Source organism: Streptococcus pneumoniae, assembly GCA_040719455.1.
In the GTDB taxonomy this organism is placed as follows: Bacteria; Bacillota; Bacilli; order Lactobacillales; family Streptococcaceae; genus Streptococcus; species Streptococcus pneumoniae_G.
On sequence record JBFDTN010000001.1, the window covers coordinates 1,676,268 to 1,691,841 of the forward strand.

13 protein-coding genes and 1 pseudogene are annotated in these 15,574 nt (G+C 40.4%); 4 read left to right on the forward strand and 10 right to left on the reverse strand.

Translation table 11 applies throughout. The annotated features are described in order from the left end of the window. Position 1 precedes the first annotated feature (1 nt). The 8 genes and pseudogenes from dnaB to AB1I63_08090 all read right to left on the reverse strand — a co-directional run bounded on the left by dnaB (position 2) and on the right by AB1I63_08090 (position 10,581). Positions 2–1,354: a replicative DNA helicase gene (gene dnaB / locus AB1I63_08055; protein ID MEW4354826.1), complete on the reverse strand. Its 1,353-nt coding sequence runs from the start codon at positions 1,352–1,354 to the stop codon at positions 2–4. A gap of 30 nt (positions 1,355–1,384) precedes the next feature. Continuing rightward, a complete protein-coding gene (rplI, locus tag AB1I63_08060) occupies positions 1,385–1,837 on the reverse strand; it encodes a 50S ribosomal protein L9 (protein MEW4354827.1) in 453 nt (150 codons plus the stop codon). Next, entirely contained in the window at positions 1,834–3,810 is a 1,977-nt protein-coding gene (locus tag AB1I63_08065; protein MEW4354828.1) for a DHH family phosphoesterase, read from the reverse strand. Before AB1I63_08065 ends, rplI begins: the two co-directional genes overlap by 4 nt. Before the next feature lie 511 nt (positions 3,811–4,321). Further along, entirely contained in the window at positions 4,322–6,229 is a 1,908-nt protein-coding gene (gene mnmG / locus AB1I63_08070; GenBank protein MEW4354829.1) for a tRNA uridine-5-carboxymethylaminomethyl(34) synthesis enzyme MnmG, read from the reverse strand. After that, on the reverse strand, positions 6,226–6,696 hold the full coding sequence (locus AB1I63_08075) for an NUDIX domain-containing protein (GenBank protein ID MEW4354830.1): 471 nt from the start codon (positions 6,694–6,696) through the stop codon (positions 6,226–6,228). The genes mnmG and AB1I63_08075 overlap by 4 nt, the downstream gene beginning before the upstream one ends. Before the next feature lie 313 nt (positions 6,697–7,009). Next, on the reverse strand, positions 7,010–8,131 hold the full coding sequence (mnmA, locus tag AB1I63_08080; GenBank protein ID MEW4354831.1) for a tRNA 2-thiouridine(34) synthase MnmA: 1,122 nt from the start codon (positions 8,129–8,131) through the stop codon (positions 7,010–7,012). 265 nt (positions 8,132–8,396) lie between these two features. Continuing rightward, positions 8,397–9,950, reverse strand: a pseudogene (locus AB1I63_08085) (ABC transporter ATP-binding protein). A 127-nt stretch (positions 9,951–10,077) separates the two neighbouring features. Continuing rightward, complete coding sequence (locus AB1I63_08090; protein MEW4354832.1) at positions 10,078–10,581, reverse strand: LysM peptidoglycan-binding domain-containing protein; 504 nt, start codon at positions 10,579–10,581, stop codon at positions 10,078–10,080. Positions 10,582–10,868: 287 nt separating this feature from the next. Here AB1I63_08090 and sdaAB point away from each other — a divergent pair, with 287 nt between their 5' ends. From sdaAB to AB1I63_08110, 4 genes are read left to right on the forward strand one after another with little or no spacing between them, the layout of a single operon-like run. Further along, complete coding sequence (gene sdaAB / locus AB1I63_08095; GenBank protein MEW4354833.1) at positions 10,869–11,540, forward strand: L-serine ammonia-lyase, iron-sulfur-dependent subunit beta; 672 nt, start codon at positions 10,869–10,871, stop codon at positions 11,538–11,540. Between the two features lie 8 nt (positions 11,541–11,548). Beyond that, on the forward strand, positions 11,549–12,421 hold the full coding sequence (gene sdaAA, locus AB1I63_08100; protein MEW4354834.1) for an L-serine ammonia-lyase, iron-sulfur-dependent, subunit alpha: 873 nt from the start codon (positions 11,549–11,551) through the stop codon (positions 12,419–12,421). Continuing rightward, complete coding sequence (locus AB1I63_08105; GenBank protein MEW4354835.1) at positions 12,418–12,987, forward strand: histidine phosphatase family protein; 570 nt, start codon at positions 12,418–12,420, stop codon at positions 12,985–12,987. The genes sdaAA and AB1I63_08105 overlap by 4 nt, the downstream gene beginning before the upstream one ends. A gap of 5 nt (positions 12,988–12,992) precedes the next feature. Next, entirely contained in the window at positions 12,993–13,646 is a 654-nt protein-coding gene (locus AB1I63_08110; GenBank protein ID MEW4354836.1) for an HAD-IA family hydrolase, read from the forward strand. 52 nt (positions 13,647–13,698) lie between these two features. On the opposite strand, the gene AB1I63_08115 is transcribed toward AB1I63_08110, so the two are convergent. Both AB1I63_08115 and AB1I63_08120 read right to left on the reverse strand, forming a co-directional pair. Beyond that, positions 13,699–14,831 (reverse strand): IS3 family transposase gene (locus AB1I63_08115; GenBank protein MEW4354837.1). Its coding sequence is split into 2 segments (ribosomal slippage): positions 13,699–14,561 and positions 14,561–14,831, totalling 1,134 coding nucleotides; the frame shifts between segments, so codons are not numbered across the junction. A gap of 101 nt (positions 14,832–14,932) precedes the next feature. Next, the gene (locus AB1I63_08120; GenBank protein MEW4354838.1) at positions 14,933–15,553 is read right to left on the reverse strand and encodes a LysM peptidoglycan-binding domain-containing protein; all 621 of its coding nucleotides are present in this window, start codon (positions 15,551–15,553) and stop codon (positions 14,933–14,935) included. Positions 15,554–15,574 lie beyond the last annotated feature (21 nt).

Sequence of the window (15,574 nt, forward strand, 5' to 3'; positions counted from 1 at the left end):
TCTACTCCTCTCTTTTAGAAATACTTGAAAATTTATTGTATTCCTTTTGAAAAATCAATTCCACCGTACCACGCGCACCGCTCCGGTTTTTCTCGATAATGACTTCGACCTTATTATTGGGAATGCCCTCTTCTTCCTCGCCTCCTCGCTCATAATAATCATCACGATACAAGAAAGCAACGATATCGGCATCCTGCTCGATAGATCCAGATTCACGAATATCTGACAAAACTGGTCGTTTGTCCTGCCGCTGCTCAACACTACGCGATAGCTGACTGAGAGCAATGACAGGAACTTTCAATTCCTTAGCCAAAATCTTTAACTGTCGTGAAATTTCTGATACTTCCTGTTGGCGATTTTCACGCCCTGTCCCTGTAATCAACTGCAAATAGTCAATCAGAACAAGACCAAGATTGCCAGTTTCCTGAGCTAGTTTCCGCGAACGAGAACGAATTTCTGTAATCCGAATCCCTGGTGTGTCATCAATATAAATACTAGCATTGGCAAGATTCCCTTGAGCAATCGTATATTTCCGCCACTCTTCATCAGTCAACTGCCCCGTTCGGATCGAATGCGACTCAATCAAGCCTTCTGCCGCTAACATCCGATCGACCAAGCTCTCTGCCCCCATCTCAAGAGAAAAAATCGCAACCGTCTTATCCAGCTTGGTTCCGATATTCTGGGCAATATTGAGGGCAAAGGCTGTCTTTCCGACGGCAGGACGGGCTGCAAGGATGATTAACTCCTCCTCATGTAGCCCTGTCGTCATGTGGTCCAAATCCTTATAACCTGTCGCAATCCCTGTAATATCAGATGTTTGCTGGGAACGCTGCTCTAAGCTTTCAAAGTTAAGATTCAGCACTTCACGGATATTTTTAAATCCACTTCGACTAGCGTTCTCACTGACATCAATCAAAGCTTTTTCTGCACCAGCAATAATCTCATCTGCTGGGCTTCCGCCATCATAAGCCTGATTGATACTCTCGGTCAAACGGCTAATTAGACGCCGTAAGACAGCCTTTTCTGCGACAATCTTGGCATAATACTCAGCATTGGCTGAAGTCGGTACCGCATTGACCAAATCGGCAATATAAGACAGACCACCAATATTTTGCAAATCATCCTGACTGTCTAAAATATTACGAACAGTCGCCGCATCAATCGCATCCCCACGGTCTGCCAAATCAATCATCGCCTTAAAAATCAGACGATGAGCGTATTTAAAGAAGTCGGCAGGCTCGATATACTCACGAACAAAGACTAGCTTGCTCTCATCAATGAAAATCGCTCCCAGCACAGACTGCTCAGCCAAAATATCCTGAGGCTGCGCGCGCAATTCATCAATCTCTGCCATATAACCTCCTTCTTTCAATCGTTTAAAAATTTATCCCTCTTTCACGCGCAAATTAATCACACTAGTCACATCTTGATAAATCTTCACAGGCACATCAATCAAGCCTAACGCACGAATTGGGCTAGCCACTTGAATATGGCGTTTATCAATCTTAATACCAAACTGCTTTTGCAATTCCTCAGCAATCTTCTTGCTTGTAATCGAACCAAACGTACGTCCATCTGGACCCACTTTTTCAGTAAACTCAACAATCGTTGCTTCTTCTTCCAATTTTGCCTTAATCGCTTTTGCTTCGGCAACCATCTCTGCATGCGCTTTTTCTTCAGATTTCTGTTTACCGCGCAATTCCCCGATTGCTTGTGCAGTTGCTTCTTTGGCTAAATTCTTCTTAATTAAGAAATTTTGAGCATAGCCTGTTGGTACTTCCTTGATTTCGCCTTTTTTCCCTTTTCCTTTTACATCTGCTAAAAAAATAACTTTCATTCTTCTGTCTCCTTGTCTTTCATAAGTTCATTGATGATAATTTCCTGTAATTGCTGAGATACAGCTGATAGGCTCTTATCAGTGATTTGAGCCGCGGCAAGATTAAAGTGTCCACCACCTCCCATTTCTTCCATAATCCGCTGCACATTGATTTTACTACGACTTCTAGCAGAAATAGATACATACCCTTTTTTATTGAGTGCGACTGTAAAGCTCGCCTCAATACCAGACATGGCAAGCATAGCATCCGCCGCCTTACTGATAACCACCGTACTATATCGCACATCGTCATGCCCTACTGCCAATAAAACATTCGGCAAGAGCTTGCGACCATTTAAAATCAACTCATGCTCTGCACGGTATTCGTCAAAATCCGTCGCTGAAATATCTTGAATCGCTACACTATCACTTCCCCTAGTCCGTAAATAGCTAGCAACATCAAAGGTACGACTAGTCACGCGGGCTGTAAAGTTCTTGGTATCTAACATCATACCAGCCATCAAGCAACTCGCCTGCATTTTACCCAAACGATTTTTCTTGGAATTCTGGAACTGAATCAATTCTGTCACCAGCTCACTAGCACTACTTGCCCCACTTTCAATATAGGTGATGACCGCATTTTCTGGGAAATCCTGGTCCCTACGATGGTGGTCAATGACAATCGTCTGCTGGAACAAGTCATAGAAATCTTTGGATAGCGTCAATACTGTCTTGGAATGATCCACCATGATAAGTAACGAGCGAGTCGTCACCATAGTCATAGCTTCTGATACAGGAATCAACTGGGTCATCCCTTCCGCCTGCAATCGCTCAACTGCACGCTCAATATCCGGTGCCATTTGGTGCGGATCATAGACCGCATAAGCATGGTCGATAATATTACTTGAAAACAGCTGCATCCCAACAGAAGCTCCTAAGGCATCCATATCAAGATTCTTGTGCCCCACGATAAAGACTTGATCAACACTTGTGATTTTATCAGAAATCGCAGCCATCATCGCCCGCGTTCGGGTGCGAGTACGTTTGACTGTCGAAGCCGTTCCGCCACCAAAGTAGATTGGATTTTTGTGTTCATCATTTTCCTTGACCACTGCCTGATCACCCCCGCGTACCTCAGCTAAGTTGAGGTTCAAAAGAGCTACCTTCCCAATCTGATCATGGTGCCCATCACCATAAGAAAATCCCATACTCAAGGTCAACGGCAAATTTCTGTCTTTCGCTTCTGTCCGAAACTGGTCAATGACCCCAAATTTATCCTGCATAAGACGATCTAGCATCGTATAGTCTGTAAACAGATAAAACCGGTCCATCCCTACACGTCGATAAAACATGGCATTTTGATCTGCAAATTCCGCCACAAAGTTGGCAATGAAGCTATTGATTTGACTAATATCCGAATCCGATACCGTATCTTCTAAATCATCATAGTTATCCACCGAGATAATCCCGATAACAGGACGAGTCGTTACTAGCTCTGTCGCTGCTTGGTACTCACTTGAAGCATCAAAGAAATAAAAGACATTGGAAGTGCGATCCATCGACACAGAATAACGCGTTGAGCCAATGACAGCATAGGAACCCACTTCTTTAAAGGGTGTCTGTGTAACCTGCTGAAGTAACTCTAAATCAAATTCCCCATCCTCATTGGTTAAAATCAACTCTGCATAAGGATTAAACCACTCCACACTTCCTGTCTTCTCATCAATCTTAATCACACCAACAGGCATTTTATCAAGAAGAGAAGCGAGGCTGTTTTCAGCCTGATCATTGACATACTGGATTTGCTCCAATTCATCCACTTCATGGTATTTTTCCTGATAAATCAAGAGGAAAACAAGAAAGGACAAAATGAAAAAAATAGCCAGCAAAGTTGACGTCGTATCTCCAAATACTCGTAAAAATAGAGCTAAAATTCCAAAAGAAATGATGCCTACCATCACAAAATGGATCGGCGCAAAACGAAATCTTTTCATCATAAACCTCTTATTCGGAATATTATACCACAAATAGCTAGAAAATGCGAATGGATAGCAGCCTAAAACTATAATATTATTGTTTTTGTTCCTCTTTTCCTGTTTTCAAAAAAAGTTTACATCATTTGTTTACTGTTTCGTAAATATTATTTACAGATATACAGTTTCTGATTTGTTGATTTTATTTCAATGATCACTTACCTTAATTATAAAACCAACTAAATGCCTATTTCTCGTTTAGTTTACAGACATTGTTTATTTGATTGACTTTTTTGTCAACATATTGTAAACTCTGTAAATCTATAAAACCTATCTTATCTTCGAGAACCTCTATTAAGTCTTCCACTGACTGCTTCAAATCTCTCTATTTAGAAGACCATTCCCTTGGAAAGGAGATTAGCATATCTTCCGTATGAGCTTTATGCTCAGCAACTCCTAACTAGCAGTTGCTTGAAAAAATATCAAGTCTTAGACTACTTAAAAAGTCTGGGAAAACCTCCCCAGACTTTTCTTATTGTTTCTGATTTTTTGAAATGCTACGTGACTTTCCTTCCAAGTAAACCATGAGGATAGAAATATCGGCTGGATTTACACCGGAAATACGGCTCGCTTGCCCAATCGTCTCTGGGTTGATTTTCTTGAATTTCTGACGAGCTTCTGTCGCAATCGAGTCAATATCATCCCAATCAATGGTCGCTGGAATCCGTTTTTCTTCCATGCGTTTCATCTTCTCTACCTGATCCATAGCCTTAGAGATATAGCCTTCATACTTGATCTCCGTTTCAATCAATTCAATGATTTTCTCATCCAGCTCTTCTGCCGCAGGCCCGATAAATTTGACAACATCAGCATAGCTCACTTCTGGACGACGCATGAATTCTTTTGCCGTAACAGCATCTGTCAATGGCTTAAAGCCAAGCTCTTCCACTTTGGCATTGGTCTCCTTGATAGGCTTGAGTTTAATAGACTCTAGGCGCTTCATCTCATTTTCATATTGATGTTTTTTGATTTCAAAACGTGCCCATCGCTCATCATCAACCAAGCCAATTTCACGACCCATGTCTGTCAAGCGCATATCTGCATTATCATGTCGCAAAATCAAACGATACTCTGCTCGACTGGTCAATAAACGATAAGGTTCCACCGTCCCTTTCGTCACCAAATCATCAATCATCACACCAATATAGCCATCACTTCGTTTCAAGATAAACTCTGGTTTTTCTTGAACTTTCAAAGCAGCATTGATCCCTGCGATAATACCTTGCCCAGCAGCCTCTTCATAACCTGATGTTCCATTGGTTTGTCCTGCTGTAAATAACCCTGAAATCTTCTTAGTTTCAAGCGTTGCTCGCAGTTGATGAGGCATAATCATATCGTACTCAATCGCATAGCCTGTACGCATCATCTCCGCATTTTCCAACCCTTTAATTGAATGCACTAACTCACGCTGAACATCTTCTGGCAAGCTCGTTGACAGACCTTGGACATAGACTTCCTCTGTATTGCGCCCTTCAGGTTCAAGGAAAAGCTGATGACGTTCCTTGTCTGCAAAACGCACGATTTTATCTTCGATAGACGGGCAATAACGTGGTCCCACTCCTTTAACCACTCCAGAAAACATCGGAGCTCGGTGAAGATTATTTTGGATAATTTCATGACTCGTCTCATTGGTATAGGTCAACCAACAAGGGACTTGATCTTTGACGTAATCTTCATCTCTTGAAGTGTAAGAGAAATGATTCGCTTTTTCATCACCTGGTTGAATCTCTGTTACCTCATAATTGATAGAGGAGGCCTTGACCCGCGGCGGTGTTCCAGTCTTAAACCGACCAATCTCTAAGCCCAAATCACGCAAATTATCCGCCAAGGTAATAGATGCCAGACTATGATTAGGTCCAGATGAATATTTCAAATCTCCAATGATAATTTCACCACGAAGAGCTGTCCCTGTTGTCACAATCACAGCCTTTGCTGCATATTTTTGCTGCGTAGCTGTTCGAACACCAATCACCTTACCATCTTCGACCAAAATTTCATCAATCATGGTCTGACGAAGAGTTAGATTTTCTTGATTTTCAACCGTTTTCCGCATTTCTTTGGAGTATAATTCCTTATCTGCTTGTGCACGAAGGGCACGAACTGCAGGTCCTTTTCCAGTATTTAACATCTTCATCTGGATATAGGTCTTGTCGATGTTTTTAGCCATTTCACCGCCCAAGGCATCCACCTCACGCACGACAATCCCCTTAGCTGACCCACCAATTGACGGATTACAAGGCATGAAGGCTAGCATCTCAATATTAATCGTCGCTAATAAAACCTTACAACCCATCCGAGACGCTGCCAAGGAAGCCTCAACCCCCGCATGACCTGCTCCAATGACAATAATGTCATATTCTTCTGTAAATGTATGTGTCATTTTTTCTCCTTTATTCTAATATGTTCAATCTCTCCTGACCAGCTAGGCAGATGAGTTTTCAAAAAAGCTGGAACTACATCAATGTTGACAAGTTTGTCAACATTAATCCAATAACAAGGGCTAGAGCTAGCTTCCTCAATCATATGAGAAGGTAAATCCTCAATAGGCTCTACAATATAGTGAAACTCAATATTATGAAAATCGAGAGTATCGTCATCATTAACTGCCGTAAACTCATTTTCAACAATGAAAGCTAATTGATTGACAACTACGTCAACCCCAAGCTCTTCTTTTACCTCTCGAATGACAGCTTTCTCTGTGGATTCGCCAACCTGAATCGCACCACCAATTGTATAATATTTCTTAGTCTCTTCTCGATAAGAAAGAAATATTTGGTGGTCCTTCATAATCAAAGCTGTTGCCCGAACTCCAAAAATCTGATTTTGATTTCTCGTTCTAAAATCCATCCTTGCCTCCACTCTAAACAAAAAGAGCCAAAACTCCCAGAAATTGTACGCAAAAAACGTACAATCCCTATGAGCTTTGACCATCATAGTTATTGCTATAACAATTCTAACAAAAGGTAAGGGTAAAAGTCAATGATTTTGAATGGAAAATCACTTATTGATCATTGTCCCATTTGTTCAAAGATAAAAAGGTGATTACTAGATGAACACGAATATTCGCTTACTATCCATGTTCATCTATACATTACTAATCATGATGATTTACACCACCAATAAACCTAGTAATCAATTCTGTAAATTTAATTGTCAATCACTAAATGTATTGACGCACCTTGCCATCTTGATAAGCATTATCAATCAATCCACCACCTAAGCATTCCTCACCATTATAGAATACAACAGCTTGACCTGGTGTAATCGCTCGTTGGGGTTCTGCAAAGTTGACAATAGCTTTATCTCCCTTTACAGCCACTGTAACCTTGGCATCTGGTTGACGATAACGGAATTTAGCGGTACATTCTAAGGTAAACTCTTCTGGCATTGGACGTGTGAAATGAACTTGGCTAGCGTCAAGACTGGTTGACATGAGGTTGTCATGATAAAAACCTTGACCGACATACAAGATGTTTTGTTTCAAATCTTTTCCAATGACAAACCACGGAGCATTATCACCACCATGCTGACCACCGATTCCCAGTCCACCACGCTGACCAATCGTGTAATACATCAGCCCAGCGTGCTCTCCCATGTCTCGTCCTTCCAAGGTCATCATTCGCCCAGGTTGAGCAGGAAGGTATTGACTCAGGAATTCTTTAAAGTTTTTCTCACCGATAAAGCAAATACCCGTCGAATCTTTCTTCTTCGCCGTCGCTAGCCCTGCCTTTTCAGCAATAGCCCGTACTTCAGACTTTTCCAAATGCCCTAGAGGAAACATGGTCTTTTGCAGTTGTTCTTGTGATAATTGACTGAGGAAATAAGTCTGGTCTTTATTATTGTCCTTGCCTCTTAGCATGTGGACTGTGCCATCTTCATCTCGCTTGACCTGCGCATAATGACCTGTCGCCACATAGTCTGCACCTAAAGTCATCGCATAGTCCAAGAAAGCCTTAAACTTGATTTCCTTATTGCACATGACATCTGGATTAGGCGTACGCCCTGCTCGATATTCTGCAAGGAAATATTCAAAGACACGGTCCCAATACTCTTTTTCAAAGTTGACAGAGTAGTAAGGAATACCAATCTGATCTGCAACTGCTGCGACATCTTTGTAGTCTTCTGTCGCTGTGCAGACACCAAATTCATCTGTGTCATCCCAGTTTTTCATGAAAATGCCAATGACATCATACCCTTGCTCTTTTAACAGTAGGGCTGTGACGGACGAATCAACTCCGCCACTCATACCAACAACGACACGCGTTTTTGAGTTATCACTCATGAGTTTCTCCCATCTTTTCGTTTATTCACGATTGAAGGTCGTGTAAATTTGCTTATTTGATAAATGACATCATTCATCAAACGATACTCAAAAAGAACAACATCTAATTAAGAAATGAACCATTAAATCATTTCCATTTCAAAGCTGGATCTTCATCCTTGACGAGTATAAAACGATTTGAAGGTCGTTAAGCATGGTCTATTATAGCATGAATAAAAACAGAGGACAAGATTTTGCTATCTAGTCCTCTTTGTTGACAACTTTGTCAACTATTCATGTCGATTACTTGACTATACCTTGATTCATCTTCAATATGGTGTGCAATTTCTAAGACAGTGATTGGCAAAGAAAAGAGCAATTTACGGATATAGAAACGATTGACTGGATCTAAGGCTGCGGTAACTTCATCGGCTAATAAAATATCCTTTTCTCTCAATAAAAATCGCGCAATCTCCATTCTCACTCGTTGACCACCAGAAATGTTTTCACCATTATTGATCAACTCCACATTTAAAATATCTTGAAATTCATCGTAGAGATTGACACGCTTTAGGACTGCTAGTAAATCTTCATCTGTAAATTGCTGCCCCAATGTCAGATTGTAACGAATGCTACCATTAAATAGAAACGGCTGCTGACTAATCATTCCCACATTTCCTCTAAACTCTTCACTCTTGACACCATCTTTACAGATCACTAGCATTTTACCACTATCAAAAGTTTCAAATCCTTGAATTAACCGAAACAAGGTAGATTTGCCAAATCCGCTAGCCCCCTTTATTAGGATCTTTTCCCCCATTTTAATCGTGAGAAAAAAGTCCTTAAAAATTACCTTTTCATGATAAGATTTATCTAATTTTTGAATCACAAGTTTGTCAATATTCTGTAAACTTTCTTGAGGTGTAGCCAAACAATCCGAGTCATTTTCTAAAATACTAAAAATCTTATCGACTGTACTTTTTGCTCCTTGAATGTGAATTGCATCATACATAATCTTTTGAATGGGAGAGACAGGCTGATTGGAGGCAATATACATAGCAACCAACTTTGCTAGAATGATTCCTTTGCCATGTAAACTAAGATAAAAGCCTAAGGCTAATGGAAGAACTTGGCTCAAAAAGACCATAAATCCATTGCAAAAGAAAATAAAATTATGCGTAAACGAAAATGTTTGAATGGCTCGCTGATAAGCTCTATTCGTTGATTTCACGCGCTCCTCACTCTGCTTTACAGCTTGATTATTAGCAATTGTCTCGTTACCTTGCATCATATCAGATACAACGCTATGCAACTTTGTCCGTAATTGCGACATAGAATCACCCGAGTGTTTTAGACGTTGATTCAGGAGGAATTGTGGAATGGGACGTAAAACAGTAAACAAGACAAAAATCGTCCCTAAAAGCACATCTTGACACACAATGTAAACAGCCGTTATGATAGCTACAAATCCCCAAGAAAAAATATTCATCACCGGCTCAATATAGCTATCTCCCACAAACTCCATATCCTGAGTCAAGAAGCTCACTTTCTCATCCCTGCTGTATCGAGTATGAAAGAGCAATTTCCGAAACAGAGAAAGACGCATATTTTGATGAATTTCTCAATGAAATACATTACGGCTATAATTTGCAAAGAGCATGAGACTGTAAAATACAAAGTAAACTGAAAAACCATAAAGGATAAAATGGAAAATCTTACTAGCTGTTAACTCCCTTTGCTCCAAATGCAGAGCTTGAGAAGGAACGAGAGGCTGTGCCAAGGCTAAACCTCCATTTGCCAACCCTCCAATGATACTAAGTAATTTCGTACGCTTGTCCAAATATTGAAAAACTTATGCATGGTCTATCCTCCCCTCTATTTTTACATATTATTATATAGTATTGTGAGAAAAAAGATATAAATTACACAAAAAAACTTGTTAGAATTTCTTCTAACAAGTCTCTGTCTTAATACCAACCGTTTGCCAACCAAAATCCTTTGGCAGCAACCCATGAACCATAACGGCCTGCCACATAGCTATCTGCTACTTTTTCTTGATTCTCAGGTGATAAATCACCATTGAGATAAGAGAGAGTCAGCTGATAACGACCATAGTATTGACCATTTTGAGCTGTGTAGCTGCCACTAGACTCTTTTTGAGCAATCCATTCTTTAGCTTCTTGCTCTTCGGCACTCAAGCTAGAGGTTGCAGTTTTTGTTTGTTCGTTAGTTATTTCTGCAACTGGAGTATTTGTCTCCTGCTTGACTTCACCTTCCAGTTCTAGGACTTGCCCAACCTGAATCAAATTGATATTGCTGATTTTATTTCTACTAGCTAGGTCTGCCACGCTCGTCTGATGAGTTTTGGCAATAGAAGAGAGTGTGTCTCCAGATTTTACAGTATAGCTATCTGCGCTCGCTACCGTGGGGGATAAGAAGGCTAAAATAGCTGCAAAGCCAATCCATCCCATGGTCCATGTTTTCTTCCTAGTCTGTGTTTGATTCATATCTATGATTCTCCTTTTTTCTATCATCGCTTTCTAACAAAGGAGATTAGCTCCTTCTTGCGACTATTCTATCTTACCTTCTCTTTGTTACCTTTTGCTTGTCGTTTGGTTAAGAATGTTACAGGCAGATTGAGCGGAGACTAAAAAACAGCCTATAAATCCTTGGTTTTAGGATTCTATAAGTTTTTTCATAGTAAAATTTCCCAAACAAGTATATAATAAGGTGATGTATGATGCAAAAAGGAGAGTTTATGAAATCATTACGTTTCCAATCAGTTTTTGATATTATCGGACCAGTCATGATTGGTCCATCCAGTAGCCACACAGCCGGTGCCGTACGTATTGGAAAAATCGTTTCCTCTATCTTCAATGATGAGCCGACAGAAGTGGAGTTCCAACTCTACAATTCCTTTGCTAAAACTTATCGTGGACACGGTACAGACTTGGCACTCGTCGCTGGGATTTTAGGCATGGAAACCGATGACCCAGAAATCCCTAATAGCCTAGAGATTGCCCATAAAAGAGGAATTAAGGTCGTTTGGACCATTCATAGAGAGAGCAATGCCCCTCACCCAAATACAGCAAAAATCACCATAAAAAACGATCATAAAACGATCAGTGTCACAGGTATTTCCATCGGTGGTGGAAATATCCAAGTCACAGAATTAAATGGCTTTTCAGTATCTCTCAGCATGAACACCCCGACCTTTATCATCGTTCACCAAGATGTTCCAGGTATGATTGCTCATGTGACAGAGGCACTCTCTCGCTATAATATCAATATCGCTCAAATGAATGTCACACGCGAAAAAGCTGGTGAAAAGGCTATTATGATTATTGAAGTCGATAGCAGAGATTGCCACGAAGTACTAGAGGACATCCGAAAAATCCCTCATCTGCATAATGTTAATTTCTTTGAATAGGAGATACTATGTTTTATTCGATAAAAGAATTGGTCGAGCAAGCCGAGCTTGACTATCAAGGAAATGTTGCAGAATTGATGATTGCAACAGAATATGAATTGACCGGTCGTAAGCGCGAAGAAGTTCTTCGCCTCATGACGCGCAATTTAGAAGTCATGAAAGCCTCCGTAGAACTAGGACTTGATGAAGGAAAATCTCATAGCGGACTCACAGGAGGAGATGCCATGAAGCTCCAGACCTATATGGAGTCAGGACGTGCCTTATCTGATCATACGGTACTCACTGCGGCTAAAAATGCCATGGCTGTCAATGAGCACAATGCTAAAATGGGTGTAGTCTGTGCCACCCCGACTGCTGGAAGTGCAGGCTGTCTTCCTGCTGTACTGACTTCCGCTATTGAAAAATTAGGGCTCAGTTTCGAGCAACAATTAGACTTTCTCCTTACTGCTGGAGCTTTTGGACTGGTCATTGCCAATAACGCTTCTATCTCAGGAGCTGAAGGAGGCTGCCAAGCAGAGGTCGGATCTGCCAGCGCTATGAGTGCTGCTGCCTTAGTCTTGGCTGCTGGAGGAAGTCCCTACCAAGCTAGTCAAGCCATCTGTTTTGTCATTAAAAATATGTTAGGACTTATCTGCGATCCTGTCGCTGGACTAGTCGAAGTCCCTTGCGTCAAACGAAATGCAATGGGAGCTAGTTTTGCCTTTATTGCAGCCGATATGGCTTTAGCAGGAATTGAGTCAAAAATCCCTGTGGACGAGGTGATTGATGCGATGTATCAAGTTGGCTCTAGTATGCCTGCTGCTTTCAGGGAAACAGCCGAAGGAGGTCTGGCTACTACTCCAACTGGACTCAAACTAAGTAAGGAGATTTTTGGACAATGACAACTATTTACTTTGTTCGCCATTGCGAACCAAACTACAATAATCACGACGATTGGACAAGAGAACTATCTCCAAAAGGTTTACAAGATTGTCAATTAGTCACAGAATTTTTAGAGAACAAGCAGATTGACATTGTCTTATCTAGCCCGCTCAAGCGTGCCATAGATACAGTCAACCCCTTTGCCCAATCTCAACATCTAGCCATTCAGACAATCGCAGATTTTCGAGAACGCAAAATTGACGATGTTTGGATTGAAGATTTTGATAGCTTTACAAAAAAGCAATGGGCAGACTTTAGTTACAAGTTGGAGAATGGAGAAAGTCTTCAAGAAGTGCAAAATCGAAATATCGCTGCTTTACAGAAATGTTTACAGGATTATTCAGGCAAAACCATCGTCATTGGAACTCATGGAACAGCTCTTTCTACTATTCTTCAGTACTACAATCATCATTTTGGGCTAAACGATTTTTTACGCCTCAAACCACTCATGCCTCATATCGTTTGCTTGGAATTTGACAACCTAAATTGTCTTTCCATTACAGAACATACACTCATGAAAGGTTAAGATCCATGAAACATCTCTTTTTTGACTTAGATGGAACGGTCGTTGATAGCTCAGAAGGTATCAAGTCAGGATTTCGTGCAGCATTTACAAGCATGAATACGGAAATTCCTTCAGATAGTATTCTTGACACCTTTATTGGTCCACCCCTAGAAGTTAGCTTTTCAGACTTTGGTGACAAAGATTGGGTCAAAGCAGCAATTCATGCTTTTCGTCATGACTATAAGGAATCCGGTGTTTATCAAGTAGAAGTTTACGAGGGATTGACAGAATTACTGAGTACTTTACAATCTCTAGGCTATCAACTCTATATTACAACCAGCAAAAATGAACCCATGGCTCATAAAATGCTATCGTATTTAGATATTGATTATTACTTTACAGGGATTTACGGAGCCTTACCTGATTCCTATCATAAAGCTGATGTGATTAAGCGTGCTATTTTAGAAAATCATCTTTCCTTAGATGAATGCGCCATTATAGGAGATACCAAATTTGACATCATTGGCGGAAAGAAAGTCGGCATTCAAACACTAGGTGTTCTATGGGGATTCGGTACTAAAGAAGATTTACAAGCTTGTCAAGCAGATTACCTCTTTCAAACCCCCAAAGAATTGCTCCATTTTTTATCCACTCGATCTTCAAACTCTATCAAGAAATAAAAAAGGCAGGAATTTAGGCACTGCACCCCAATAATGAGACCTAAGAAAAACACTATTTTGAGACCTGTTTCCTATATTCTATAGGGGATAGGTCTTTTAATTTCCGTTGAATTCTCGTTTCATTATAAAATATGATGTAATTTTTGACAATATCTGTTATACTATCTTTAGTTAGGTTTCTCCAGTTATGGAGATAGAAGGTTTCAGACTTTAGGACGGAATGAAACCATTCAATACAGGCGTTATCTGCGGGTGTTCCTTTTCGGGACATGGAGCGGATAATGCCTTTTTCTGTGCATGTCTGATAATAAGCTTTAGAGGTATAGACTGAACCTTGGTCACTATGTAAGAGTGTTCCTTTCGGTAAATCCAACTGATTTAACGTATCTAAAACAAAGTCTGTGTCCTGACTATCTGAAATTGTATAAGCTACAATCTCTCGGTTATACAAATCCATAATGGACGAGAGATAAAGTTTACAGTTTCCGAAATAGAGATAGGTGATGTCTGTTACCAATCTTTGAAGGGGTTGTTTGGCTTGGAAGTCCCTACTGAGCTTATTTTCAGTGACATAGTAAGGTTTGCCAAGTTTTGGGACCTTCTTTGTTTTGACACGGCAAAGCCAACCATTTTGTTTCATGATACGATAAACCTTTTTGTGATTCACTGTCAAACCATATCTGCTTTTTAAAAGCCGTGTAATGGTTCGATAACCATAAATATAGCCATTTTCAAGGCATAATATCTCAATCTTCTCAGTGACATCATCCATCGTTTTTACCGTTGCTGGCTCAGATTTCCAGCGATAGTAGGTGGATCTTGCCACACCAAAACAAGCCAAAATCATCGGGATTGGATAGTCAGCTTTATAGTCTTCTACAAGCTTGATAAGGGCTATTTTATCGATTTCCTTATCAAGCTGCGATACTTTTTTAGCAGCTTTACCTCTAATCTTAATTGTTCAACCTCAGATAATTCTGTCATCCCTTTACCGTAAGTATATTGTTTTCCGACAGGTTGGTAGAAGCGGTGAAGTTCATTGTTTTGATACCATTTCCACCATGTGTAAATTTGACTATCATTCTTTATCCCTAGGGTTTCCATGATAACCTTGTTGGATTTACCTGCTTTTTTCATTTCGATACAAGCTAGTTTTATGTCTAGTGAATATGCTTTTTTGACCATAAGAAAACACTCCTAATTCTATTATAGTAGAATTCATGGAGTGTTTTTCTTTGGTTTCACTTTATGGGGGCAGTATCTTATTCCTTGCCTTTTTTATTTTATTAATATCCCCAAGCTGATAATCCTTGTGCGTTATAAGCACGTTGTGCTGCTGCGATTTGATCTTCAACCGTCGCTGTCGCACCCCAACCTGGCATAGTTTGGAAAAGACCGCTTGCGCCTGATGCATTAGCAACATTTGGATTCCCATTTGATTCGCGCGCAATGATATGCTCCCATGTAGAGGCTGGGACACCTGTCAATTCAGCCATACGAGCTGCTGCATAACGACCAGTTTCACCTGCTGTATTTCCATTTGCAAGAACCATTCCCTCTGTATAAGTAACAGGAGCTACTGCTGGTGCTTCATAAGTAGTTGCTGCTGGAGTAGCTGCCGGTGCAACAGATGTTTCAACATTTGAAGTAGCTTCCGAAACTTGCTCTACTGGTTTCACTTCTTGGTTATCTCCTAGTTCTAAAGATTGCCCAATGGTGATGAAGTTTGCATCATGTAGCTTGTTAAGCTCCATGATTTTATCTACTGTTGTATTTTGTTCTTTTGCAATTTCAGATAGAGTATCTCCTGCTTTTACAGTGTAAGTAACTGCTTCTGCAACAGAACTTGTTGCTAAAAAAGATGCTACTGCTAAGATTCCTGATAATGTGTATTTAATAACTTTCATAGTAATATGAGATTTCTCCTT

What these genes read in the sequence shown, in the direction of transcription:
- dnaB (MEW4354826.1), bottom strand. Translation starts at nt 1,354, where the DNA reads ATGGCAGAGATTGATGAATTGCGCGCGCAGCCTCAGGATATTTTGGCT.
- rplI (MEW4354827.1), bottom strand. Translation starts at nt 1,837, where the DNA reads ATGAAAGTTATTTTTTTAGCAGATGTAAAAGGAAAAGGGAAAAAAGGC.
- AB1I63_08065 (MEW4354828.1), bottom strand. Translation starts at nt 3,810, where the DNA reads ATGAAAAGATTTCGTTTTGCGCCGATCCATTTTGTGATGGTAGGCATC.
- mnmG (MEW4354829.1), bottom strand. Translation starts at nt 6,229, where the DNA reads ATGACACATACATTTACAGAAGAATATGACATTATTGTCATTGGAGCA.
- AB1I63_08075 (MEW4354830.1), bottom strand. Translation starts at nt 6,696, where the DNA reads ATGGATTTTAGAACGAGAAATCAAAATCAGATTTTTGGAGTTCGGGCA.
- mnmA (MEW4354831.1), bottom strand. Translation starts at nt 8,131, where the DNA reads ATGAGTGATAACTCAAAAACGCGTGTCGTTGTTGGTATGAGTGGCGGA.
- AB1I63_08090 (MEW4354832.1), bottom strand. Translation starts at nt 10,581, where the DNA reads ATGGGATGGATTGGCTTTGCAGCTATTTTAGCCTTCTTATCCCCCACG.
- sdaAB (MEW4354833.1), top strand. Translation starts at nt 10,869, where the DNA reads ATGAAATCATTACGTTTCCAATCAGTTTTTGATATTATCGGACCAGTC.
- sdaAA (MEW4354834.1), top strand. Translation starts at nt 11,549, where the DNA reads ATGTTTTATTCGATAAAAGAATTGGTCGAGCAAGCCGAGCTTGACTAT.
- AB1I63_08105 (MEW4354835.1), top strand. Translation starts at nt 12,418, where the DNA reads ATGACAACTATTTACTTTGTTCGCCATTGCGAACCAAACTACAATAAT.
- AB1I63_08110 (MEW4354836.1), top strand. Translation starts at nt 12,993, where the DNA reads ATGAAACATCTCTTTTTTGACTTAGATGGAACGGTCGTTGATAGCTCA.
- AB1I63_08120 (MEW4354838.1), bottom strand. Translation starts at nt 15,553, where the DNA reads ATGAAAGTTATTAAATACACATTATCAGGAATCTTAGCAGTAGCATCT.